Consider the following 18,116-nt stretch of genomic DNA (forward strand, 5'->3'; position numbering starts at 1 on the left):
TCCATCGTGATGGACCTCCTCCCGGTCGACACCACGTTCGACGCGCGTGACCGCGGCGCCACGGTCGCGCTGTTGCCGGTCGGCAGCTTCGAGCAGCACGGCCCCCACCTGCCGCTCACCACCGACACCCTGGTCGCGGGCACGATCGCGGTCGAGCTCGCGGCCGCGTACCCGGTGTTCAGACTTCCACCGCTCACGATTTCCTGCTCCCACGAGCACGCCGCATGGGCGGGCACGGTCAGCATCTCGGCCACCACGCTCGCTGCGATCGTGCGCGACGTGGCCGCGTCGGTCGAACGCGCGGGCGCGAGCACGCTCGTGCTCGTCAACGGGCACGGCGGCAACTACGTGCTCGGCAACGTCGTGCAGGAGGCGAGCCTCGGCCCGTTGCCGATGGTGCTCTTCCCCAACGAGCTGGACTGGGAGGACGCCCGCACCGAGGCCGGCCTGGGCACCACCGGCCCGTCCGACATGCACGCCGGTGAGCTGGAGACCTCGATCCTCCTGCATGCGCATCCGGATCTCGTCAGGCCGGGGTACGAGCGAGCCGACCACCTCGCCGACGACCGCCGGTACCTGCTGGCACGGGGGATGCGGGCGTACACGGAGTCGGGAGTGGTGGGCCGTCCGTCACTGGCGTCCGCGGAGAAGGGACGTGCGGTGCTCGCGAGCCTCGCGCGGTCGTTCGCCGGGCACCTGTGAAGCGCCTGGTCGTCACGCGCAGCAGCAGCACTGCCCCGCCCGGCAGGCAGGCCACCATGCAGAGCACGCCGTAGGCGACGGCGGCGGCGAAGCCCTGGTCCGCCCCGAGCCCCACCGCGGCGAACCCGACGGCGGCGACGGCCTCCCGCGGCCCCCACCCGCCGACGTTGAGCGGCAGCGCCATGACCAGGAGCGCGAGCACGAGCAGCGGGAGCAGCTGGGTGACGGGCGCGGTGGCGCCGACGGCGCGGGCGGCCACCACGAACGTGGCGAGGTAACCGGCGAGGGCCACCACGGAGAGACCGACGATTCCCGGCGCCGAGCCGGCGCGCACCACCGCACGCACGTCAGCGGCCATCGGGCGCAGGCGCCCGCGCAGCATCCAACCCAGTACCGGCAGCGCCACCAGCGCGAGGATCCCGATCCACCCGGCGCCGGGCACGAGGTCCCCGAGCACGCCGAGCAGGGTGGGTTCCACGGCCAGCACCACGGCGGCCACGCCCACCAGCACGACCAGACCCACCAGCCGTTCGAACACGACCGCGCGCACACCCCGCCCGACGTCACCGGCCCGCCTGCCGTGCCCGACGGCCCGGTGCAGGTCGCCGAGCATCCCGGCGGGCAGCACGGCGTTGAGGAACAGGGCCTGGTAGCAGTCGGCGACGGCCCTGGGTAGCGAGAGGCGCATGCCCATGCCGCGCGCCACCAGGCACCAGCGCCACGCGCTGCACACCGTGGTGACGACGCCGAACCCGAGCGTGGCGAGCACCGGCCCCGCCTGTAGCGCGGAGAGCGCGTCGAGGACCGCCTGCGGGCCCGACCACCACACGAGCACGCCGACGAGCACGGCGACCGCCACCGGCCGCGCCACGCGTGCGGCGCTCACGAGCGGTTCTCCGGAAGGGCGAGCAGGTCGGCGTGCCCGACGACGACCCGCAGGTCACCGCGTGCGGCCGCCGCGAGCCTGCGATGCAGGTAGGCCTCCGCCTGCTGGGCGAGGGCCGGGCGGTGCTCGCAGGCGGCCGCGAGCCAACCGCGCAGCCACTGCTCGATCAGTGCGCCGTCGGCGACGCCGAGGCGCCACGGGCTGGGCGCCCGCACGACCGCGACGCCGTGCCGGCCGAACGCCGCCGCGGCCGCGGGCGCGGCGTCCGGTCCGAGCAGCCTGCGCCCGTCGACCGTGCGCCGCTGGTGGGCGTCGAACGCGGCGGCGAAGGCGGAGTCGAGCGGGTCTGCGGGTGTGAGCAGCACGCTCCCGGTGACCGAGAGCGCCAGCAGCGCCGCACAACCGACCGCCGCGCACGCCGCAGCGAGGCGCTCCACCTCGTCGGCGGTGAGCAGGTCCAGCAGCGCGGACGCGGCGACCACCGCCGTGCCGGCGAGCTGCGCTGCACCGAGACCGGTGAGGTCGCCGACCCGCGGCTCGGCGCTGATCCCGGCCGGCAGGCTCGCCATGGCCCGGTCGACCAGGGCGGGGTCCCGGTCGTGCAACAGCCAGTGCTGCGGCCCGGGCAGCCGGCCGGCGAGCCAGCGGCCCATCGAACCGGTCCCGCAGCCGAGGTCGCGCACCACGAGCGGGGCGCCGGACCGGCCACGCAGCCACGTACCCAGCCGGTCGGTGAGCGCGGCGGACCGGGCGGCGGCGTCCGCGGGCTCGCGCAACGCCAGCCAGTCCGGGGTGACCGGCGCGCCGGGGGAGCTCACGTCAACGCGTCGGCCAAGCACCGCGCGGTCACCTCCCAACCGGTGAGGGCGCCGCGCCGGTCCCGCGCGGCCCCGCGCGCCGTGCGGCGCAGCCGCGGCTCGTCGAGCCAGCGGGCCAGGCCGGTGGCCAGCGCGGAGACGTCGCCCGGGGGGACGAGGAGGCCGGGGAGCTCGCCGTCCGGCGCCCGGCCGAGCGTCTCGGGCACGCCGTCGACGGCGGCCGCGAGCACCGGGACGCCCCTGGCGAGCGCCTCCGTCACGACCATGCCGTACGACTCGGCGCGCGACGGGAGCACCAGCAGGTCGGCCGTCGCGTACACGGCGTTGAGCGCCGCGCCGCGCAGGGGGCCGGTGAGCGCCACGCGGTCACCCAGGCCGTACCGCTGCACGAGGTCGCAGACGTGCGCGACGTGGCCGGGGGCGCGCGTCACCGGGCCGACGAGGAGGCAGCCCCAGTCGCGGTCGCGGATCCGGGCGAGCGCCTCGACCAGGAGGTCCTGGCCCTTCGTCGGCGTGATCGAACCGAGGCACAGCAGCCGCGTGCCGCTCTCCTCGGCGTCGGCGAGCGGGGCCGGCTCCACACCGGGCGGCACGACGTGCACCCGGTCGGCCGAGAGCCCGTGCACCGTGACGAGCCGGCGGGCCGCCCACGGGCTGGTGGCCACGACCGCCGCGGCGGCGTGCACGGTGATGCGCTCGCGGGCCACGCGGTCGGCCACGACCGCGGGCGGCAGCCCGGTCTCGTCACCGAGCGGCAGGTGGATGAGCACGACGAGCCGCAGCCGCCGCACGTGCGGGGCGAGCACGTCCGGCACGGCGCACGCGACGAGCCCGTCGAGCAGCACGTCGGCCCCGTCCGGCACCGCCGCGAGCCGCCGGCCCAGCTCCCCGCGCGCCGCCGCGTCCGGCTCCGGCCACCTGCCGTTGACGGCGATCTCGCACACGGTCCGGCCCGCCGCCGGCAGTGCCTGGCAGACGCGCCGGTCGTACGCGTTGCCGCCGCTGGGACGGGCCGGGTCGTCGATGTCGCCCGGCACCACGACGTAGATCGTCCGGGCGGTCACGGGAGCCGTCACAAGGACCGCTCGTAGCTCGCCCACGCGATGTGCGACTCGTTCAGCGTCACCGCGATCGCCGAGATCCCGCGCGCACCCTCGCCGAGCGCTCCCGAGTGGATGCGGTCGGCGAGCCGGTCGGCCACCACGCGGGCCAGGAACTCGGTGGAGGTGTTGACCCCCTCGAAGGCCGGCTCGTCGTCGAGGTTGCGGTAGTTGAGCTCGCCCAGGACCTCGCCGAGCTGCTGGGTGGCCAGCCCGATGTCGACCACGATCCCGTCGTCGTCGAGATCCGGGCGGCGGAACGTCGCATCCACCACGAACGTCGCGCCGTGCAGGCGCTGGGCCGGACCGAAGACGTCACCCCGGAAGCTGTGGGCGACCATCATGTGGTCCCGGACGGTAATGCTGAACACTCTCGCTCCCTCGCCCCGCGGCCGGATTCCGTTCCTACCCCACACGTGCCGCCGTCCGCGGAAGTTCACCGCGACCGGTGAAACGGTGACCGGGCGCCCCGGGTGCGTCAGGCGGTCGGGTGGCGCAGGCGAACGCACAGGGCCGGGAGCGTGCCGTCGGCGAGGCGCGGCAGCAGCGCGGGCAGCTCCTCGAACGGGTGCTCGGCCGTGACCAGCGCATCGAAGCGCGGGTCGGTGAGCAGGCGCAGCGCGACCGCCATGCGCCCGGCGTAGCCGCGGCGGGCCCGGCGCGGCGAGACCGTGCCGACCTGGCTGCTGCGGACCGTCAGGCGCTTGGTGTGGAACGCCTCGCCGAGCGGCAGGGCCACCGGCCGGTCGCCGTACCAGGACAGCTCCACGACCTCCCCCTCCGCGGCCAGGAGCTGCAGCGACCGGGCGAGGCCCGCCTCGGTGGCGCTGGCGTGCACGACGAGATCGCAGTCGCCCGCTGCGGTGTCCGGTGTGGCGAAGCCGACCCCCAGCGCGTCGGCGATCGCGGCGCGGGCCGGGTCGGCGTCCACCAGCTCGACCCGGCCCCCGGGGATCCCGGCGAGCAGGGCCGCGACGCTGCACCCCACCATGCCCCCACCGACCACGGCGATCCGATCGCCCACCAGCGGCGCGGCGTCCCACAGCGCGTTCACCGCCGTCTCGACCGTGCCCGCCAGCACCGCACGGGCCGCCGGCACGTCGTCGGGCACCGGCGTGACGGCGGTCGCCGGCACCACGAAGCGCGTCTGGTGCGGGTACAGGCAGAAGACCGTCCGGCCGACGAGATCGGGTGGACCGTGTTCGACGACCCCGACCGCGAGGTACCCGTACTTCACCGGAGCGGGGAACTCCCCCTCCTGGAACGGGGCCCGCATCGCGGCGTGCTGGCTCCGTGGCACCTCGCCGCGGAAGACGAGGGTCTCGGTGCCGCGGCTCACCCCGGAGAACAACGTGCGGACGACGACATCGGCGGGGCCGGGTTCGGGCAGCTCGACGGTCCGGATCTCACCCTCGCGCGGGGCCGCGAGCCAGAACGCCTGGGCTGTGTGACCCATGTCTCATACCCTCCCGTGGTGAACCGGCGCGGCCGTGCGGACGTGATGCGGAGGTGGAACGCGGAGTGGTCACCAGCACCTGCACATTAGTGAAGGGGGGCCCGGAACAGGCGGCAGCGGCCGGCGCGCAGCTGCTGATCCTGGCCGGGCTCGCCGCCGCGTTCGGGCTCGGACCGCTCGGTGTGCTGGTCGGAGTGGTGTACGCGGCGGCCTTGCTGGGGCTGCTGTCCGCCGCGATGCACCGTGCCGGGCGGTCCGTGCTCGGGCCCGCCGACGTCGTCACGCTCGTCAGGGCGCTGCTCGTCGGCGGTGTCGCCGCGATCGTCGCCGACGGCCTGCTCACCGGGTGGACGGCGCCGGCCCCGCTGGTCGCCCTCGCCTCCGTGGCGCTGGCCCTCGACGCCGTCGACGGCAAGGTGGCCCGGCGCACCGGGACGGTGTCGCCGGTGGGCGCCCGCTTCGACATGGAGGTCGACGCGTTCCTCGTACTCGTGCTGAGCGTGCACGTCGCCGGGATCCTCGGGCCGTGGGTGCTCGCGATCGGCCTGATGCGGTACGCGTTCGTCGGCGCGAGCCGGCTGCTGCCCTGGCTCCGCGGGACGGTGCCGCCGAGCTACGTCGCGAAGACGGTGGCCGCCGTGCAGGGCGTGGTGCTCGTGGTCGCGGCCTCGCGGTTGCTCCCGCACCCGGTCGCGGTCGCCCTGGTGGCCGTGGCGCTCGCGCTGCTGGTCTGGTCGTTCGGCCGGACGGTGCAGTGGCTGTGGCGGGCCGAGCGGGTGCGTTCCGCGGCCTGACCGGAGAGCGAACCGCGTGGCCGTCACCGCGGGGGGATCGGTAGCGTCGAGGGTCCGACAAGACGAGGAGCCACTCGATGACCGGCCCAGCCACCGGCCAGCACGACGCCGAACCGGCCGAGCCGGAACCGCAGCCCACCCCGGCAGCGGGCGCATCGCTGGTGATCTGGCTCCTCGTCGGCTCCGCGTTCGTCATGATCCTCAACGAGACGATCATGAGCGTCGCCCTGCCGGTGCTGATCGCCGACCTCGGCATCTCCGTCAGCACGGCACAGTGGCTCACCAGCGGCTTCCTGCTGACGATGGCCGTGGTCATCCCGATCACCGGTTTCCTGCTGCAGCGGTTCCCGCCGCGCCGGGTCTACCTCACGTCGATGCTGCTGTTCAGCACCGGCACGTTCATCAGCGCGCTCGCGCCCGGGTTCCCGGTGCTGCTCGCCGGCCGGATCGTGCAGGCGGCCGGCACCGCGGTGATGGTCCCGCTGCTCATGACCACCGTGCTGCGCCTGGTGCCCGCCGAACGCAGGGGCGCCACGATGGGCACGATCACGATCGTGATCGCCGTCGCACCCGCGGTGGGGCCCACGCTCTCCGGCGTCATCCTCAGCACGCTCGGCTGGCGGTTCATGTTCTGGATCGTGCTGCCGATCGCCCTGGTGGCGTTCGCGGCGGGCGCCCGCTGGCTGCGGGTGGCCGCCGAGGTGCGCCCGGTGCCCCTCGACCTCGGCTCGGTGGCGCTCTCGGCGCTCGGGTTCGGCGGCCTCGTGTTCGGGCTGAGCAGCGTAGGGGAGGCCGCCCGGGGCGAGGCGCTGGTCACGCCGTGGATCCCCACGGTCGTCGGGCTGGTGGCGCTCGCGCTGTTCGTCGCCCGCCAACTGCGGCTGCAGGGCGACGGCAACGCGCTGCTGGACCTGCGGCCGCTCGCGCACCGGCCGTTCGTCCTCGCGATGGTGCTGGTCGTGCTGAGCATGATGTCGCTCTTCGGCGTGCTGATCCTGCTGCCGCTCTACCTGCAGGACGTGCTGCGGGTCAGCGCGTTCGTCGCCGGGCTCGCGGTGCTGCCGGGCGGGCTCGCGATGGGCCTGCTGGGGCCGGTGGTCGGGCGCCTGTACGACCGGCTCGGCCCGCGCACGCTCGTCATCCCCGGCGCCGTGGTGCTCACCTGCGCCCTCTGGGCGTTCACCAGCCTGGGCGCGGGCTCACCGCTGTGGATGATCATCGTGTTCCACGTCGTGCTGGTGGTCGGGATCTCACTGATGCTCACCCCCCTCATGACCGACGCGCTCGGCCGGCTGCCCGGGCACCTCGACTCGCACGGCAGCGCGATCATGGCGACCCTCCAGCAGGTGGCCGGTGCCGCCGGCACGGCGCTGTTCATCACCGTGATGGCGGTGGCGTCCGCGGGAGCCGGCGCGGGCACGGACGTGGACGGCGCCCGGGCCGCGTTCATGGTCGCCGCGATCATCGCGACGGTCGCCCTGCCGCTCACCCTCCTCGTCGGGGGCAAGGAGCGCTCCCATGGAGCGAACGGCGCTCTGGCGCGCTAGGTGAGTGAGAGAGTGCCGCTCGTGCAACAGAAGCACTCCCTGGAGCGCAGAGGGCCGGGGCTCGCGCGGGTCGGCGCCTGGTGATCGATCCGCCATGCGGGAAACTGCCCTGACGAGGGCGTTCAGCGTGGTTTCGCAGCGATCAAGGCCGACGACCACTGGCGGGCCCACCACGCTCACGGGTAGGGGTCAGCGCGTGCCGAACGTCCCGTCCGGTGGCGGGGGCGAGGCGGTGGCGCGGGCATCGGCGACCGGGCGGGCGTCGCCGCGGAACCGGTCGAGATCCGACCCGTGCAACAGGCGCCCCGCTGACCGGCCGCCCGCGGCCCGCGTCGCCAGCACGTCCACCGGTAGCGGGTCCCGGCGGCCCACGAGCAGCAGGTTCCCGAACCGCCTCCCACGAAGCACCGCCGGGTCGGCCACCAGGCAGGTGTGCGGGAACACCGCCTGCAGCGTGGCCACCTGGGCGCGGGCGAAGGCCAGCGGGCCGCCGTCGGTCAGGTTGGCCGCGTAGGTCGCGGCCGGGGCCATGAGGTCCGCGACCGCGTGCAGGAACTCGGTGGAGGCGAGGTGTGCGGGCGTGCGGGCGCCGTCGAACACGTCCAGGACGACGAGGTCGAACGTGCCGGGCCGGAGCCGTTCGACGACATCACGCGCGTCACCGGTCCGCACCCGCAGCCGCCAGGAACGCTCGAGCGGCAGCTCCCGGCGCACGAACTCCACCAGGGCCCCGTCCCGCTCCACCACCTGCTGGGTCGACCGCGGCCGGGTGGCCGCGACGTAGCGGGCCAGCGTGAACGCCCCGCCGCCCAGGTGCAGCGCGCGCAGCGGCCTGCGGGGCGGTGCGGCCAGGTCGACGACGTGCCCGAGCATGCGGGTGTAGCCGAACTCCAGGTGCGTCGGGTCGTCGAGGTCGACGTGCGACTGCGGCGTGCCGTCGAGCAGGAGCGTGAACCCGCGCCGCCGATCGCGATCCGGCCGGATCTCAACGCCGCCGATCCCACGCACGCCCACCCCCCGAGTATCCGACGACGCAGCACCATGGCTCCACAGTGCTGTTCCCCGGGCCTTCCAGCAGCGTCATGGAGCCATGACGCCGAGTGTCAGCGCGGCCACCGCCGCGGTGCAGGCCAGGGCGCGGACGTGGTTCCAGGCCGTCCAGCGGGACAGGTGGTCGGCCCAGATCGCGGCACCTTCGTCGGTGAGGGGGTTGGCGGCGTCGAGCCGGTTGTTCATCGGGACGTTCACCACGAACGTCAGCCCGATGCTGCCGACGAGGTACAGCAGCCCGCCGATCACGATCCAGGCCGTGCCCGGGCCACCGGTGATCGGCGCCCCGATCACGAGCAGCAGGCAGAGCAACCCGGTGCCCATGAACACGAGGAGGAACAGCGGGTTCTGGATCACGCGGTTCAGCTGCTGCATCGCCTCGATGCCCGCGGCGGGGCGCAGCAGGCGCAGCCCCGGCATCACCGCCGTGGAGAAGGCGAAGAACACGCCCGCCATGAGGCCCGAGCCGATGACGCCGAGCAGCGCGACGACGGGTAGGACGGTGGCGATCACGGTGCCTCCTCGCTGTGGTGTGGACATCCAGACTGCCCGGGTGATCCAGGACCATCAATGCTCGCGAGTCGCGCTCTCCTGCTCGTTCGTCCAGGAGCCGTGGATGCGGCGCATACTCCCGTGGTGACGACCGACCCGATGCTGGCCGACGACCCGCTCGGCGAGGCGCTGCACTTCCTGCGCGTGACCGGCAGCTTCTACTGCCGTTCCGAGCTGGCGGCGCCGTGGGGCCTGACGATGCCGAGCTGGCCGGACTGCATGTGGTTCCACATCGTCACCGCGGGCCGCTGCGAGCTCGACGTGGAGGGCACCGGCCCGCGCCTGCTGCAGGCCGGGGACGTCGCCCTCGCCCCCCACGGGCAGGGGCACGCGCTGCGCAGCGAGGCCGGCGTCGCCGCGCCGGACGTCATGAGCCTCGAGCACGAGTTCCGCAACCGGTACGCGATCCTGCGCCACGGCGGCGGCGGCGCCGGCACCACGCTGGTCTGCGGCGCCGTACGGCTCGACCACCCGGTCGCGCACCACATCGTCCCGCTGCTGCCGGACCTGATCCACGTCGAGCCCGCGGGCGGGCCGCAGGACGAGTGGATGCAGAGCACGCTCCGGCTCATCGCCGCGGAGGCCGCGTCGCTGCGCCCGGGCGGCGAGGCCGTGATCACGCGGCTCTCGGACATCCTCGTCATCCAGACGCTGCGCGCCTGGATCGAGCACGACCCGGCCGCGCAACGCGGGTGGCTCGGCGCGCTGCGGGACCGCCAGATCGGCCGGGCGATCTCGCTGATCCACCGCGAACCGGCCCGGGACTGGACGGTCGCCTCCCTCGCCGGCGAGCTCGCGATGTCACGCTCGGCCTTCTCGGCGCGGTTCACCGATCTCGTCGAGGAACCCGCGATGCGCTACGTCACGCGCTGGCGCATGCAGGTGGCCCGCACCTGGCTCGCCGAGGACGGTGCCACCGTCGGGGAGGTGGCCGGCCGGCTCGGCTACCAGTCCGAAGCCGCGTTCAGCCGGGCGTTCAAGCGGACGGTCGGGATGTCGCCCGGCGTCCTCACCCGCAGCTGATCAACCCGGCGGGAGCCGGCCCGTTCACCCGTACTAGTGTCACCCACTCGAATGGTGCATACAGTATGGAAGCGGGCGCATGGACCTTTCACGTCGAACCGTCCTCCTCGGAGTCCCGGCGCTCGCCGCCGCCGGACTGATCACCCCGGCGGCGGCCGCGGCACCACCGCGGCAGAGCCCGATCCACATCCGCTCCCGCGACGCGGTCACCACCCCCGACCTGCCCGGACTCGACGTCGACTACCCGCGTCACGTCGAACTGCTGGTGCATTACGTGCGCAAGGACGAGAGCGACCCTGCCGGATGTTCCACGCGCGACCGGGAGGAGGTGGTGCAGGCCGAGGTCCCGGAAGGCGCGGCCGGCGTCCGGATCGGCGGCACGCCGTACGAGCTCCTGCAGTTCCACTTCCACACCCCGGCCGAGCACCGGCTCGACGGCCACCACTTCCCCGTCGAGCAGCACTTCGTGCACCGCGGCCCGGACGGGGAGACCCTCGTGGTCGCCCTGTTCCTGGCCCCCGGCGGGCACGGCGGCACGCTGCAGGACACCGTGCTCGGCGGCCTACCGCAGGAATGCGGCCCCGAGCGCGAGATCACCGGAGACCTGGCCGCAGCGTTGCCGCACGACCTCTCGACGTTCCGCTACCCGGGCTCGCTGACCACCGCCCCGTACAGCGAACCCGTGTCGTGGCTCGTGCTGGCACAGCACCGGAACGTGGCGACGGCGAGCACCAGGGGCTACCGGAAGCTGTTCCCGGAGGGCGACGCACGCGAACCGCAGCCCCTCAACGGCCGGGTGGTGCGGTACCGCCCGCAGTAGCGCCGGCGAGCTGTCCGCATCCCACGCTCGGGCCCGCGGCGTCCCCCGGCGGCGCCGCCAGCTCCGCGAGCCGCAAGAGCGCGGCACGGACACGTAGCCGGCAGCGGCCCGGGTCGCCGACACGGCAACATCTGCGCTCACGCACCAACCCGAGTCGGTGTGCGGTACCCGCCACCGGCGTGCGGGCATTCCGTCGGAGCCGCCGCCGATCACCGGCGCCGGCTCCCCCGAACGGGGCAAAAGGAACACCGCTCGTCGCTCGGGGCCGTGCTCTCGTCCGGTTCAGCAGGCCGGTGACGTGCAGCGATCTTCCGGGTTGCTTACGTTCCCTCTCGGATCAATGACGGCTCGGTCACGAAAAGGACACGGGACTCCCCACCCGCCGGCACCCCCGACGCCGGACGTCCTTACCGGGCCGCCGATCCGGAAGGCAGGTCGTGGCTCGGCATCGCTCCCCCCGGGGCCGAGGCGCGCACCAGCACCCGCTCGCGGTGGTCCCCCGCCACCGACGACGAGCGAGTGCGAGCGCGCTACGGTCCGTACCGACCCCGCTGCGGCGGGGTGCCGCTGCAGTCGCCGTAACCGGCAGCGCATTCTCGCTGGTCGGCGGCGCTGCACCCGATCAGCAAGCGCGTCCCGAAGCCGCGGTCGTGCCGGTCGCGCAATCGAGCGCGGAGGACGACGGCCCGGCCGCCGTCCTCGCGGCGGTCGTCGAACCGGTCGATACGGAGCCGGAGATCGCCGACGCGGCCGGGCTCGTCAAGGCCGCGCAGCTCGCGGAGCAGCAGGTCGCACGCGCGGCCGAGCAGGCCCGCGTCGAGGCGGAACGGGCCGCGGCCGAGGCGGCCCGCGGGCCCGTGAGCTGCGACCTGAGCACGTCCGGCCTCGGATCCGTCAAGTCGAACGTGCGCACGGCCGCGGAACAGCTCGGGTGCACGTTCGGCGAGCCCACGATGTACGGCGTGGCCGGGCGGGCCGGCACGTCCGACCACCCGGGCGGCCTCGCCGTCGACTTCATGGTCGACCGCGCCACCGGCGACCGGCTCGCCACCTGTGCCCTGGAGAACATGGGCGCCCTCGGCGTCAAGTACGTGATCTGGCGGCAGCGCATCAACCACGGCAGCGGCTGGAAGGCCATGGAGGATCGCGGCGGCGCCACCGCGAACCACTTCGACCACGTCCACGTGTCCTTCGACCGCGGAGCGGGCGGCGGCACCTTGCGCGGCTGCTGAGACACACAGGGTGAGCGCTCCTATCGCTGAGTGACCGATCCGCTATGGTCTGTGACGGACCGACGCGCGATCCCGCTCCCCCGCGGGCATCCCCCACCTCGCCCGCACGGGTCGCGCGGTCCGGAAGGCAGGTCGTGTCTCGGCACCGCTTCCCCGGCGGCCGGAACGCGCACCCGCGGCCCGTCGCGAGCGCGGTCGCACCCCCCGGTGCGCAGGCCCCCCGACCGGCGCGCCACCGCGCCCCGCGTGAGTCCGCCGTGCGCAACGGGATGGCCGCGGCCGCCGCTACCGGCGGCGCCCTCGCCGTGACCGTGCCGGTGGTGAACGCCCCGGCGCCCCCGGCCGCGGCCGGCGACATGTACATCCGCTCCACCGCCGCGGAGACCGACGGCGTCCGGATGGTCGCGAACCTCGTCCCGGTACCGGCCACCCACGAACCCGAACCCCTCGAGCTCGACGTCTCCGACCTCGTCAAGGCCGTCGGCCTGAACGCGATCGAGGCGCGCCGGGCGGAGGCGAACTGCGCCGCCGACCTCAGCTCCCTCGGCCGCGTCAAACCATGGGTGCGGGACGCCGCCCGCTTCCTGTCGTGCCTGTACGACGAGCCCGACCTGATCGGCATCGGGCAGCGCAGCCGCGACTCCGACCACCCGCGCGGGCTCGCGGTCGACCTCATGACCCGCGGCGAGAAGGGCGACCGAATCGCCGAGTGCGCCCTGGACAACCAGGAGGAGCTCGGCGTCGAGTACGTGATCTGGAAGCAGCGGATCAACTACGGCGACGGCTGGGAACGCATGGAGGACCGCGGCGGGACCACCGAGAACCACTACGACCACGTGCACGTCTCGTTCGAGCGCGGCGCAGGCGACGGCACCCCGCGAGCGGAGCGCTGCAGCTGACCCGGCAGGTTCAGGAAAGCCACATTCCTGAACCTGGAGGACAGCAATGTGGCTTTCCTGAACTTCGGCTATGCCCCGATCCGCCCCGGCCGGCCTGCGCGGCCCGTCCGCCAGATGTTCACCACCGACGGGCGGGGTTGGCTTCCGGGGCCGTCGGGCCACACGCTCTTCGGGGCGTCCGGGCTCGCCTCGTCGAGGTCGCCGGGGTGCTGCGGTGAGATCAGCACGAAGTTCTCGGTGACGACCGGGCCGCAGCACTCGGCGCCCGCCGGCACACTCGCGAAGAGCGTGGTCCGCCCCCGCGTCTCCCCCTCCAGCGAGACCGCGTAGAGGCCGTCGTTGATGTTCAGTGCCAGGCCGGAGTCGGTGGAGATCCAGAGGTTCCCGTAGGGGTCGAAGGCGAGGTTGTCCGGCGACGTGATCGGGCTGACCTGCGCCTTGTCGAACCCGCCGAAGTAGGTGCCCGGGTCGTTGGGGTCGCCGCAGACCAGCAGGATCGACCAGCCGAACGATGCGGCCGTCGGGTCGCCGCCCTGCTCGATCAGCTCGACGACGTGCCCGTGCTTGTTGTCCACGCGCGGGTTCGCCTCGTCCGCGCCCGTGGTGCGGGTGGCGTCGGCCTTGCCGCGGTCGGTGTTGTTGGTGAGCGCGATGTAGACGTTGCCGGTGTGCGGGTTGGACTCGATGTCCTCGGGCCGGTCCATCTTGGTGGCCCCGGCCTTGTCGGCCGCCTCGCGGGTGAAGACGTAGACCTCGGCGGCGGTCATGCCGTCGACGAAGGACCGGTCGCCCGCGGCCAGCGGGATCCACTCGCCGCCACCGTCGAACGTGCCGTCGGTGGGCAGGCGCCCGCTGCCGTCGATCTCCGCGGTGGGGCTCGAGCCCGTGAACCGGGCGACGTGGAGCGTGCCGCGGGTGAGCAGCGTGCGGTTGTGCTCGCGGGCCGCGCGGGTCTCGCCGTCCATCATCGGCTCGTCGGAGACGTACTTGTAGACGTAGTCGAACCGCTCGTCGTCGCCCATGTACGCGACCACGCGCCCGTCGGACGCGACCCGGATCGTGGCGCCCTCGTGCTTGAGGCGCCCGAGCGCGGTGTGTTTGACGGGCGGGGCCGCGGGGTCCTGCGGGTCGACCTCGACGACCCAGCCGAACCGGTTGACCTCGTTCGGTTCCCGGGTGACGTCGAAGCGGGGGTCGAATCGCTCCCACAGCCGTTCGGTGCCCTCTTCCTCGACGCCGTACCGGGCGAGGCGGGCGGCCGCGACCGGCTCGGTGACCCCGGCGGCGCCCGCGAAGTACCCGTTGAAGTTCTCCTCGCCCGACAGGAACGTGCCCCACGGGGTCACGCCGCCCGAGCAGTTGTTGAACGTGCCGAGCACGCGCGTGCCGGTGGGGTCGGCGGAGGTGCGCAGCCAGTCGGAGCCCGCGGCCGGGCCGTCGAGGACGAACTCGGAGGTCCCGGTGTAGCGGCGGTTGTACTGGGGGTCCAGCAGCGGGGTGATCCGGCCGGTGCCGCGGTCGCGTTCCACCACGACGACGGTCAGGCCGTGGGCCGCCAGCCCGATCCGGTACTGCTCCTCGGTGGGGTTGGCCGCGTCGTAGCCGCGGAACATCAGCGGCTCGGTCGTGTACTCGTGGTTGGAGAACATCAGGTACCGCTCGCCCGCACCGCGCAGCGGCAGCAGCCCGCAGAAGTCGTTGTTGTACCCGAACTGGGTGGCCTGTGCCTCCGCCGTCTGGTTGTCGAAGTCGAACGCGGGTGCGCCGGGCACCACTGGGTCGCCCCAGCGGATCACGACGTTGCTCTCGTAGCCGGGCGGCAGCGTGATCGCGTCGGTGGTGTTGGGGGCGACCGGCTCGAAGTCGAGCCCCTGCGGGCCGGATGGCGCGGCCGCGGCCTCCTCACCCTCGGAACCGGGCGAGCACGCCGCGAGGGCGGCGGTGGCGCCGCCGGCGAGGGTCAGGACGGCGCCGGCGCGCAGCACGCCGCGCCGGGTGACGGCGCGGGCAAGCACGTCGCCGAAGTACTCGTTGTCCGAGGTGTTGGGCGCGTCGTGGGCACACGCGTTGGCGCAGCGGTACCGGCAGGTGAGGCCTTGGCGGCCACCGTGGCTGTTCGTCAGCAGCGGGAGCGCGATACGGCCGGACGGGCGCGGCTGGGCCACGTCATCCTCCTGGGGGATTCGGGAAACGCGCTGACCCTAGGCAGTCCCGGCGAGTGAACGATGGCCCCCAGGTGGAGTAGAGGTGAACGGGCCTGCCGGTCCACGAGGCGTTGCTCACCCGCTCGCCCTCGGCGAACGGCGCCGCCGAGAGCGAACACGGCACCCCGTCGGCGCGTGCCCGGCCTAGCGTCGGGACGACGCCGACGAGAGGAGCTCCCGATGTCGATCCAGGACGCCGTGCACCACCCGCGCCCCCCGGGGCCGCCGCACCGCCCGGTCCCGCCGCCCGCGCGGCCGGCGCTGCCCCCGATCGGCGGACCCGTCCTGTACGCCGCCACCCCGGCCGCCGGCACCGACCCGGTGCTCGACAGGCTGCTCGAGGAACGGATCGTCTTCCTCGGCCGCGAGGTCGACGACGAGATCGCCAACCGGATCAGCGCGCAGCTGCTCCTGCTCGCCGCGCAGGACCCGGACCGCGACATCACGATGTACATCAACTCGCCCGGCGGCTCGGTCACCGCGGGCATGGCCATCTACGACACGATGCGGCTGGTCCGTCCGGACGTCGCCACGTGGGCCATCGGCTTCGCCGCGTCGATGGGGCAGTTCCTGCTGACGGCGGGCGCCCCCGGCAAGCGCCACGCGCTGCCGCACGCCCGGATCCTCATGCACCAGCCCTCCGCCGGCATCGGTGGAGCGGCCACCGACATCGCGATCCGGGCCGGGGTCTACGCGCAGATGAAGCGCGAGATCGCCGAGATCACGGCCGGGCACACCGGCCAGTCCGTCGAGACGATCACGGCCGACTCCGATCGCGACCACTGGTTCACAGCGGCGGAGGCACAGGCGTACGGCCTGGTGGACCACGTGATCGCGGAATGAGCCCTGCTACCCGGGTGACAGGGGGAACGTGGCGAGCAACGACGTGCCCTCCCCCGGCGTGCTGCTGACCGTGAACTCCCCGCCGGCCGCCTCCACGCGGTCGACGAGGCCGATCAGCCCCGATCCCCGGCCGACGTCCGCCCCGCCGACGCCGTCGTCCCGCACGACGACGCGCGCGACCCCGTTCGTCGCGTCGACATCGATCTCGACCAGGGACGCCCCCGCGTGCTTCGCGACGTTCGTGAGCGCCTCCGACACGACGTAGTAGGCGGGCACCTCGACCCGCTCCGGCAGCCGGCCGGCGACGCGCACGTTGAGCGTGGCCGGCACGGCGGAGCGGCGGCGAGCGACCGCAACGCGTAGGCGAGACCGCCCTCCGACAGGATCGCCGGGTGCAGCCCGCGGGAGATCTCGCGGAGCTCCGACAGCACCCCGCTCAGGCCGTCCACGACCCGCCCGATCGCCGCGGGCAGCTCGCGCGGCTCGGGCGGCGCCATCGACTCCACCTCACGCAGGGCGAGCGCCAGCGACACGAGCCCCTGCTGGATCCCGTCGTGCAGGTCCCGTTCGAGCCGCCGCCTTGCGTCGTCCGCCGCGGCCACGACCCGCGCCCTCGACGTGGTGAGCTGGGCGCGGGCGTCCGCATTGGAGATCGCGATGGCGATCAGGTCCGCGAACTTGGCGATGCCCTCCTCGGCATCCGCCGGCAGCCCACCCGGCCGGATCGCGTCGGCGCCGGGCGGCGCCGCACCGGTACGCGGCGCCCAGGTCGCTGCCGCGGTGCCCCACAACCGGTCGCCGACCATGATCGGGGCTCCCACACTGGCGACGTCGGCGCTGTACACCGCCGCCGCGATGGGCCCGGCGGCGTCGCGGTAGCTGTCGATGTGCGCGGAGCGGCCGGTGCGGAACACCCGCACGGCGACGCTGTCGCCGTGGAGCGGCCAGCGGGAGCCGACCCGCACCGGCACGTCGACGGTGCCGGTGCTCGCGAGGACCGTCACCGTGGCGTCGGGTTCGAACCGCCCCACGAACCCGTGGTCGACGTGCGGGATCCGGGCGATCTCCTCCGCGACGCGCGTGACGATGACCTCCAGTGTCTCGCCCTTCGCGACGAGCGTCGCCACGCGCCGCAGCGCGGCCTGCTCGTCGGCGAGCCGCACGACCTCGGCACGTGCCTGCGCGTTCGAGATCGACGTCGCGACGAGCTGCGCGAACTCGGCGATGCGCGACTCCGCGTCGACGGGCGGCTCGAGGGCGAGCCAGCCCGCGACCATCACGCCCCAGAGCCGGTCCTCGACCTCGACCGGGCTCGCCGTCGCCGAGCGGAGGCCGCGCCCGTGGACGTGCTCGGCGATGGGTCCCCCGGCCGGGAGCTCCTCGCTGTTCATGCGGGTGGCGCGGTGCTCGCGGAGGACGAGGCCGGCGAGCCCGTCCCGCTCGACCGCCACCCGCGTGCCGAGCGCGAGGCCCGGGCCATGGACGTCCGAGCCGGTCCAGCCGGCCACCGCCGTGGCCGTCGTCGACCCGGCGCCCTCGTACCGGAGCATCTGCGTCATGCCGGCGCGGAGGAGCCGCCCGACCTCCTCCGTCACGCTGGCGAGCACCTGTCCGGTGCCGGGCTGGCGCGCCACGAGCGTGGCCACCCGCCGCAGCGCGGCCTGCTCGTCCGCGAGCTGCTCGAGCAACGTCTGGTGGTCGGTCAGTGTCGCGAGCAGGTGGGCGTTCTCGGCGCTCTGGCGCTGGCTCTCCTTGCGCAGGGCGCGCTCGTCGTCGAGGAAGCGGAGCATGCGCAGGGTCATCGAGGTCACGCGAGCCATGGCGTGCAGGAGCCCGACCTCGTCGGCGCTCAGTGGCTCCGGGCCGGAACGCGCGACGACGAGGCGCGCGCCCGGCGGGTGCTCGAGCGCCACGACGGCGGCCGGGGCACTCCCGGAACCGGGAACGACGAGCTCCCGGCGCAGCCCGCCGGCCACCGAGGTGAGCTCGGCGACGGGGGTGTCCCCCTCGGGATAGCCGATGGCGGCCACGGCGCTGCCGCGCGCCACGATCGCAACGACCTCGGCGTCCAGTGACTCCGCCACCCGTTCCACCGCGCCCGCCGCGGCCTCGGCCTCCGTGGCGAACGACGAGACCGCGGCCAGGAACTCGGCGAGCTTCTGGGCCGACCATCCCGGGGGTGCCGACATC

The 18,116-nt window shown here is 74.1% G+C and carries 16 protein-coding genes and 2 pseudogenes; 8 read left to right on the plus strand and 10 right to left on the minus strand.

Annotation, left to right across the window (positions count from 1 at the left end; genetic code table 11):
* The first annotated feature begins 9 nt into the window (after positions 1–9).
* Positions 10–702 (plus strand): creatininase family protein, encoded by a 693-nt coding sequence (locus ACU436_RS08955; protein WP_459023502.1) that lies wholly within the window; start codon positions 10–12, stop codon positions 700–702.
* A gap of 121 nt (positions 703–823) precedes the next feature.
* On the opposite strand, the pseudogene ACU436_RS08960 reads toward ACU436_RS08955, so the two are convergent.
* From ACU436_RS08960 to ACU436_RS08980, 5 genes and pseudogenes are all read right to left on the minus strand, one after another.
* A pseudogene (locus tag ACU436_RS08960) lies at positions 824–1,588 on the minus strand (lysylphosphatidylglycerol synthase domain-containing protein); the annotation flags it as partial.
* Positions 1,585–2,406 (minus strand): methyltransferase domain-containing protein, encoded by an 822-nt coding sequence (locus ACU436_RS08965; RefSeq protein ID WP_459023503.1) that lies wholly within the window; start codon positions 2,404–2,406, stop codon positions 1,585–1,587. The pseudogene ACU436_RS08960 and the gene ACU436_RS08965, both read right to left, overlap by 4 nt.
* Entirely contained in the window at positions 2,403–3,482 is a 1,080-nt protein-coding gene (locus ACU436_RS08970) for a glycosyltransferase family 4 protein (RefSeq protein WP_459023505.1), read from the minus strand. Before ACU436_RS08970 ends, ACU436_RS08965 begins: the two co-directional genes overlap by 4 nt.
* Positions 3,479–3,877: a 6-pyruvoyl trahydropterin synthase family protein gene (locus ACU436_RS08975; protein WP_459023507.1), complete on the minus strand. Its 399-nt coding sequence runs from the start codon at positions 3,875–3,877 to the stop codon at positions 3,479–3,481. The genes ACU436_RS08970 and ACU436_RS08975 overlap by 4 nt, the downstream gene beginning before the upstream one ends.
* Positions 3,878–3,984: 107 nt before the next feature.
* Positions 3,985–4,962 (minus strand): zinc-dependent alcohol dehydrogenase, encoded by a 978-nt coding sequence (locus tag ACU436_RS08980; RefSeq protein WP_459023508.1) that lies wholly within the window; start codon positions 4,960–4,962, stop codon positions 3,985–3,987.
* An 89-nt stretch (positions 4,963–5,051) separates the two neighbouring features.
* On the opposite strand from ACU436_RS08980, the gene ACU436_RS08985 reads away from it, so the two are divergent.
* Together ACU436_RS08985 and ACU436_RS08990 are read left to right on the plus strand one after the other, a co-directional pair.
* Positions 5,052–5,756, plus strand: coding sequence for a CDP-alcohol phosphatidyltransferase family protein (locus ACU436_RS08985; RefSeq protein WP_459023509.1), 705 nt, complete (start codon positions 5,052–5,054; stop codon positions 5,754–5,756).
* Between the two features lie 77 nt (positions 5,757–5,833).
* The gene (locus tag ACU436_RS08990; RefSeq protein WP_459023511.1) at positions 5,834–7,303 is read left to right on the plus strand and encodes an MDR family MFS transporter; all 1,470 of its coding nucleotides are present in this window, start codon (positions 5,834–5,836) and stop codon (positions 7,301–7,303) included.
* Between the two features lie 189 nt (positions 7,304–7,492).
* On the opposite strand, the gene ACU436_RS08995 is transcribed toward ACU436_RS08990, so the two are convergent.
* Together ACU436_RS08995 and ACU436_RS09000 are read right to left on the minus strand one after the other, a co-directional pair.
* Positions 7,493–8,317 carry a spermidine synthase gene (locus ACU436_RS08995; RefSeq protein WP_459023512.1) on the minus strand — a complete coding sequence of 275 codons (825 nt, stop codon included), beginning with the start codon at positions 8,315–8,317 and terminating at the stop codon, positions 7,493–7,495.
* Positions 8,318–8,383: 66 nt separating this feature from the next.
* Entirely contained in the window at positions 8,384–8,866 is a 483-nt protein-coding gene (locus ACU436_RS09000) for an anthrone oxygenase family protein (RefSeq protein WP_459023513.1), read from the minus strand.
* 123 nt (positions 8,867–8,989) lie between these two features.
* On the opposite strand from ACU436_RS09000, the gene ACU436_RS09005 reads away from it, so the two are divergent.
* The 4 genes from ACU436_RS09005 to ACU436_RS09020 all read left to right on the plus strand — a co-directional run bounded on the left by ACU436_RS09005 (position 8,990) and on the right by ACU436_RS09020 (position 12,879).
* The gene (locus tag ACU436_RS09005; protein WP_459023515.1) at positions 8,990–9,928 is read left to right on the plus strand and encodes an AraC family transcriptional regulator; all 939 of its coding nucleotides are present in this window, start codon (positions 8,990–8,992) and stop codon (positions 9,926–9,928) included.
* Positions 9,929–10,007: 79 nt separating this feature from the next.
* Entirely contained in the window at positions 10,008–10,748 is a 741-nt protein-coding gene (locus ACU436_RS09010) for a carbonic anhydrase family protein (protein WP_459023517.1), read from the plus strand.
* A 650-nt stretch (positions 10,749–11,398) separates the two neighbouring features.
* Positions 11,399–11,980 carry a hypothetical protein gene (locus ACU436_RS09015; RefSeq protein WP_459023519.1) on the plus strand — a complete coding sequence of 194 codons (582 nt, stop codon included), beginning with the start codon at positions 11,399–11,401 and terminating at the stop codon, positions 11,978–11,980.
* A gap of 257 nt (positions 11,981–12,237) precedes the next feature.
* Positions 12,238–12,879: a hypothetical protein gene (locus ACU436_RS09020; protein WP_459023520.1), complete on the plus strand. Its 642-nt coding sequence runs from the start codon at positions 12,238–12,240 to the stop codon at positions 12,877–12,879.
* A gap of 68 nt (positions 12,880–12,947) precedes the next feature.
* On the opposite strand, the gene ACU436_RS09025 is transcribed toward ACU436_RS09020, so the two are convergent.
* A complete protein-coding gene (locus tag ACU436_RS09025) occupies positions 12,948–15,044 on the minus strand; it encodes a PhoX family protein (RefSeq protein ID WP_459023522.1) in 2,097 nt (698 codons plus the stop codon).
* A 219-nt stretch (positions 15,045–15,263) separates the two neighbouring features.
* Between ACU436_RS09025 and ACU436_RS09030 the strand changes: the two genes are divergently transcribed.
* Positions 15,264–15,926 carry an ATP-dependent Clp protease proteolytic subunit gene (locus ACU436_RS09030; protein WP_459023524.1) on the plus strand — a complete coding sequence of 221 codons (663 nt, stop codon included), beginning with the start codon at positions 15,264–15,266 and terminating at the stop codon, positions 15,924–15,926.
* Positions 15,927–15,932: 6 nt separating this feature from the next.
* Here ACU436_RS09030 and ACU436_RS09035 read toward each other — a convergent pair whose 3' ends face one another.
* Complete coding sequence (locus ACU436_RS09035) at positions 15,933–16,256, minus strand: sensor histidine kinase (protein ID WP_459023526.1); 324 nt, start codon at positions 16,254–16,256, stop codon at positions 15,933–15,935.
* A 68-nt stretch (positions 16,257–16,324) separates the two neighbouring features.
* A pseudogene (locus ACU436_RS09040) lies at positions 16,325–18,115 on the minus strand (GAF domain-containing protein); the annotation flags it as partial.
* Position 18,116: the final 1 nt, after the last annotated feature.

The sequence above is a fragment of the Pseudonocardia wallangbongensis genome, assembly GCF_054486945.1.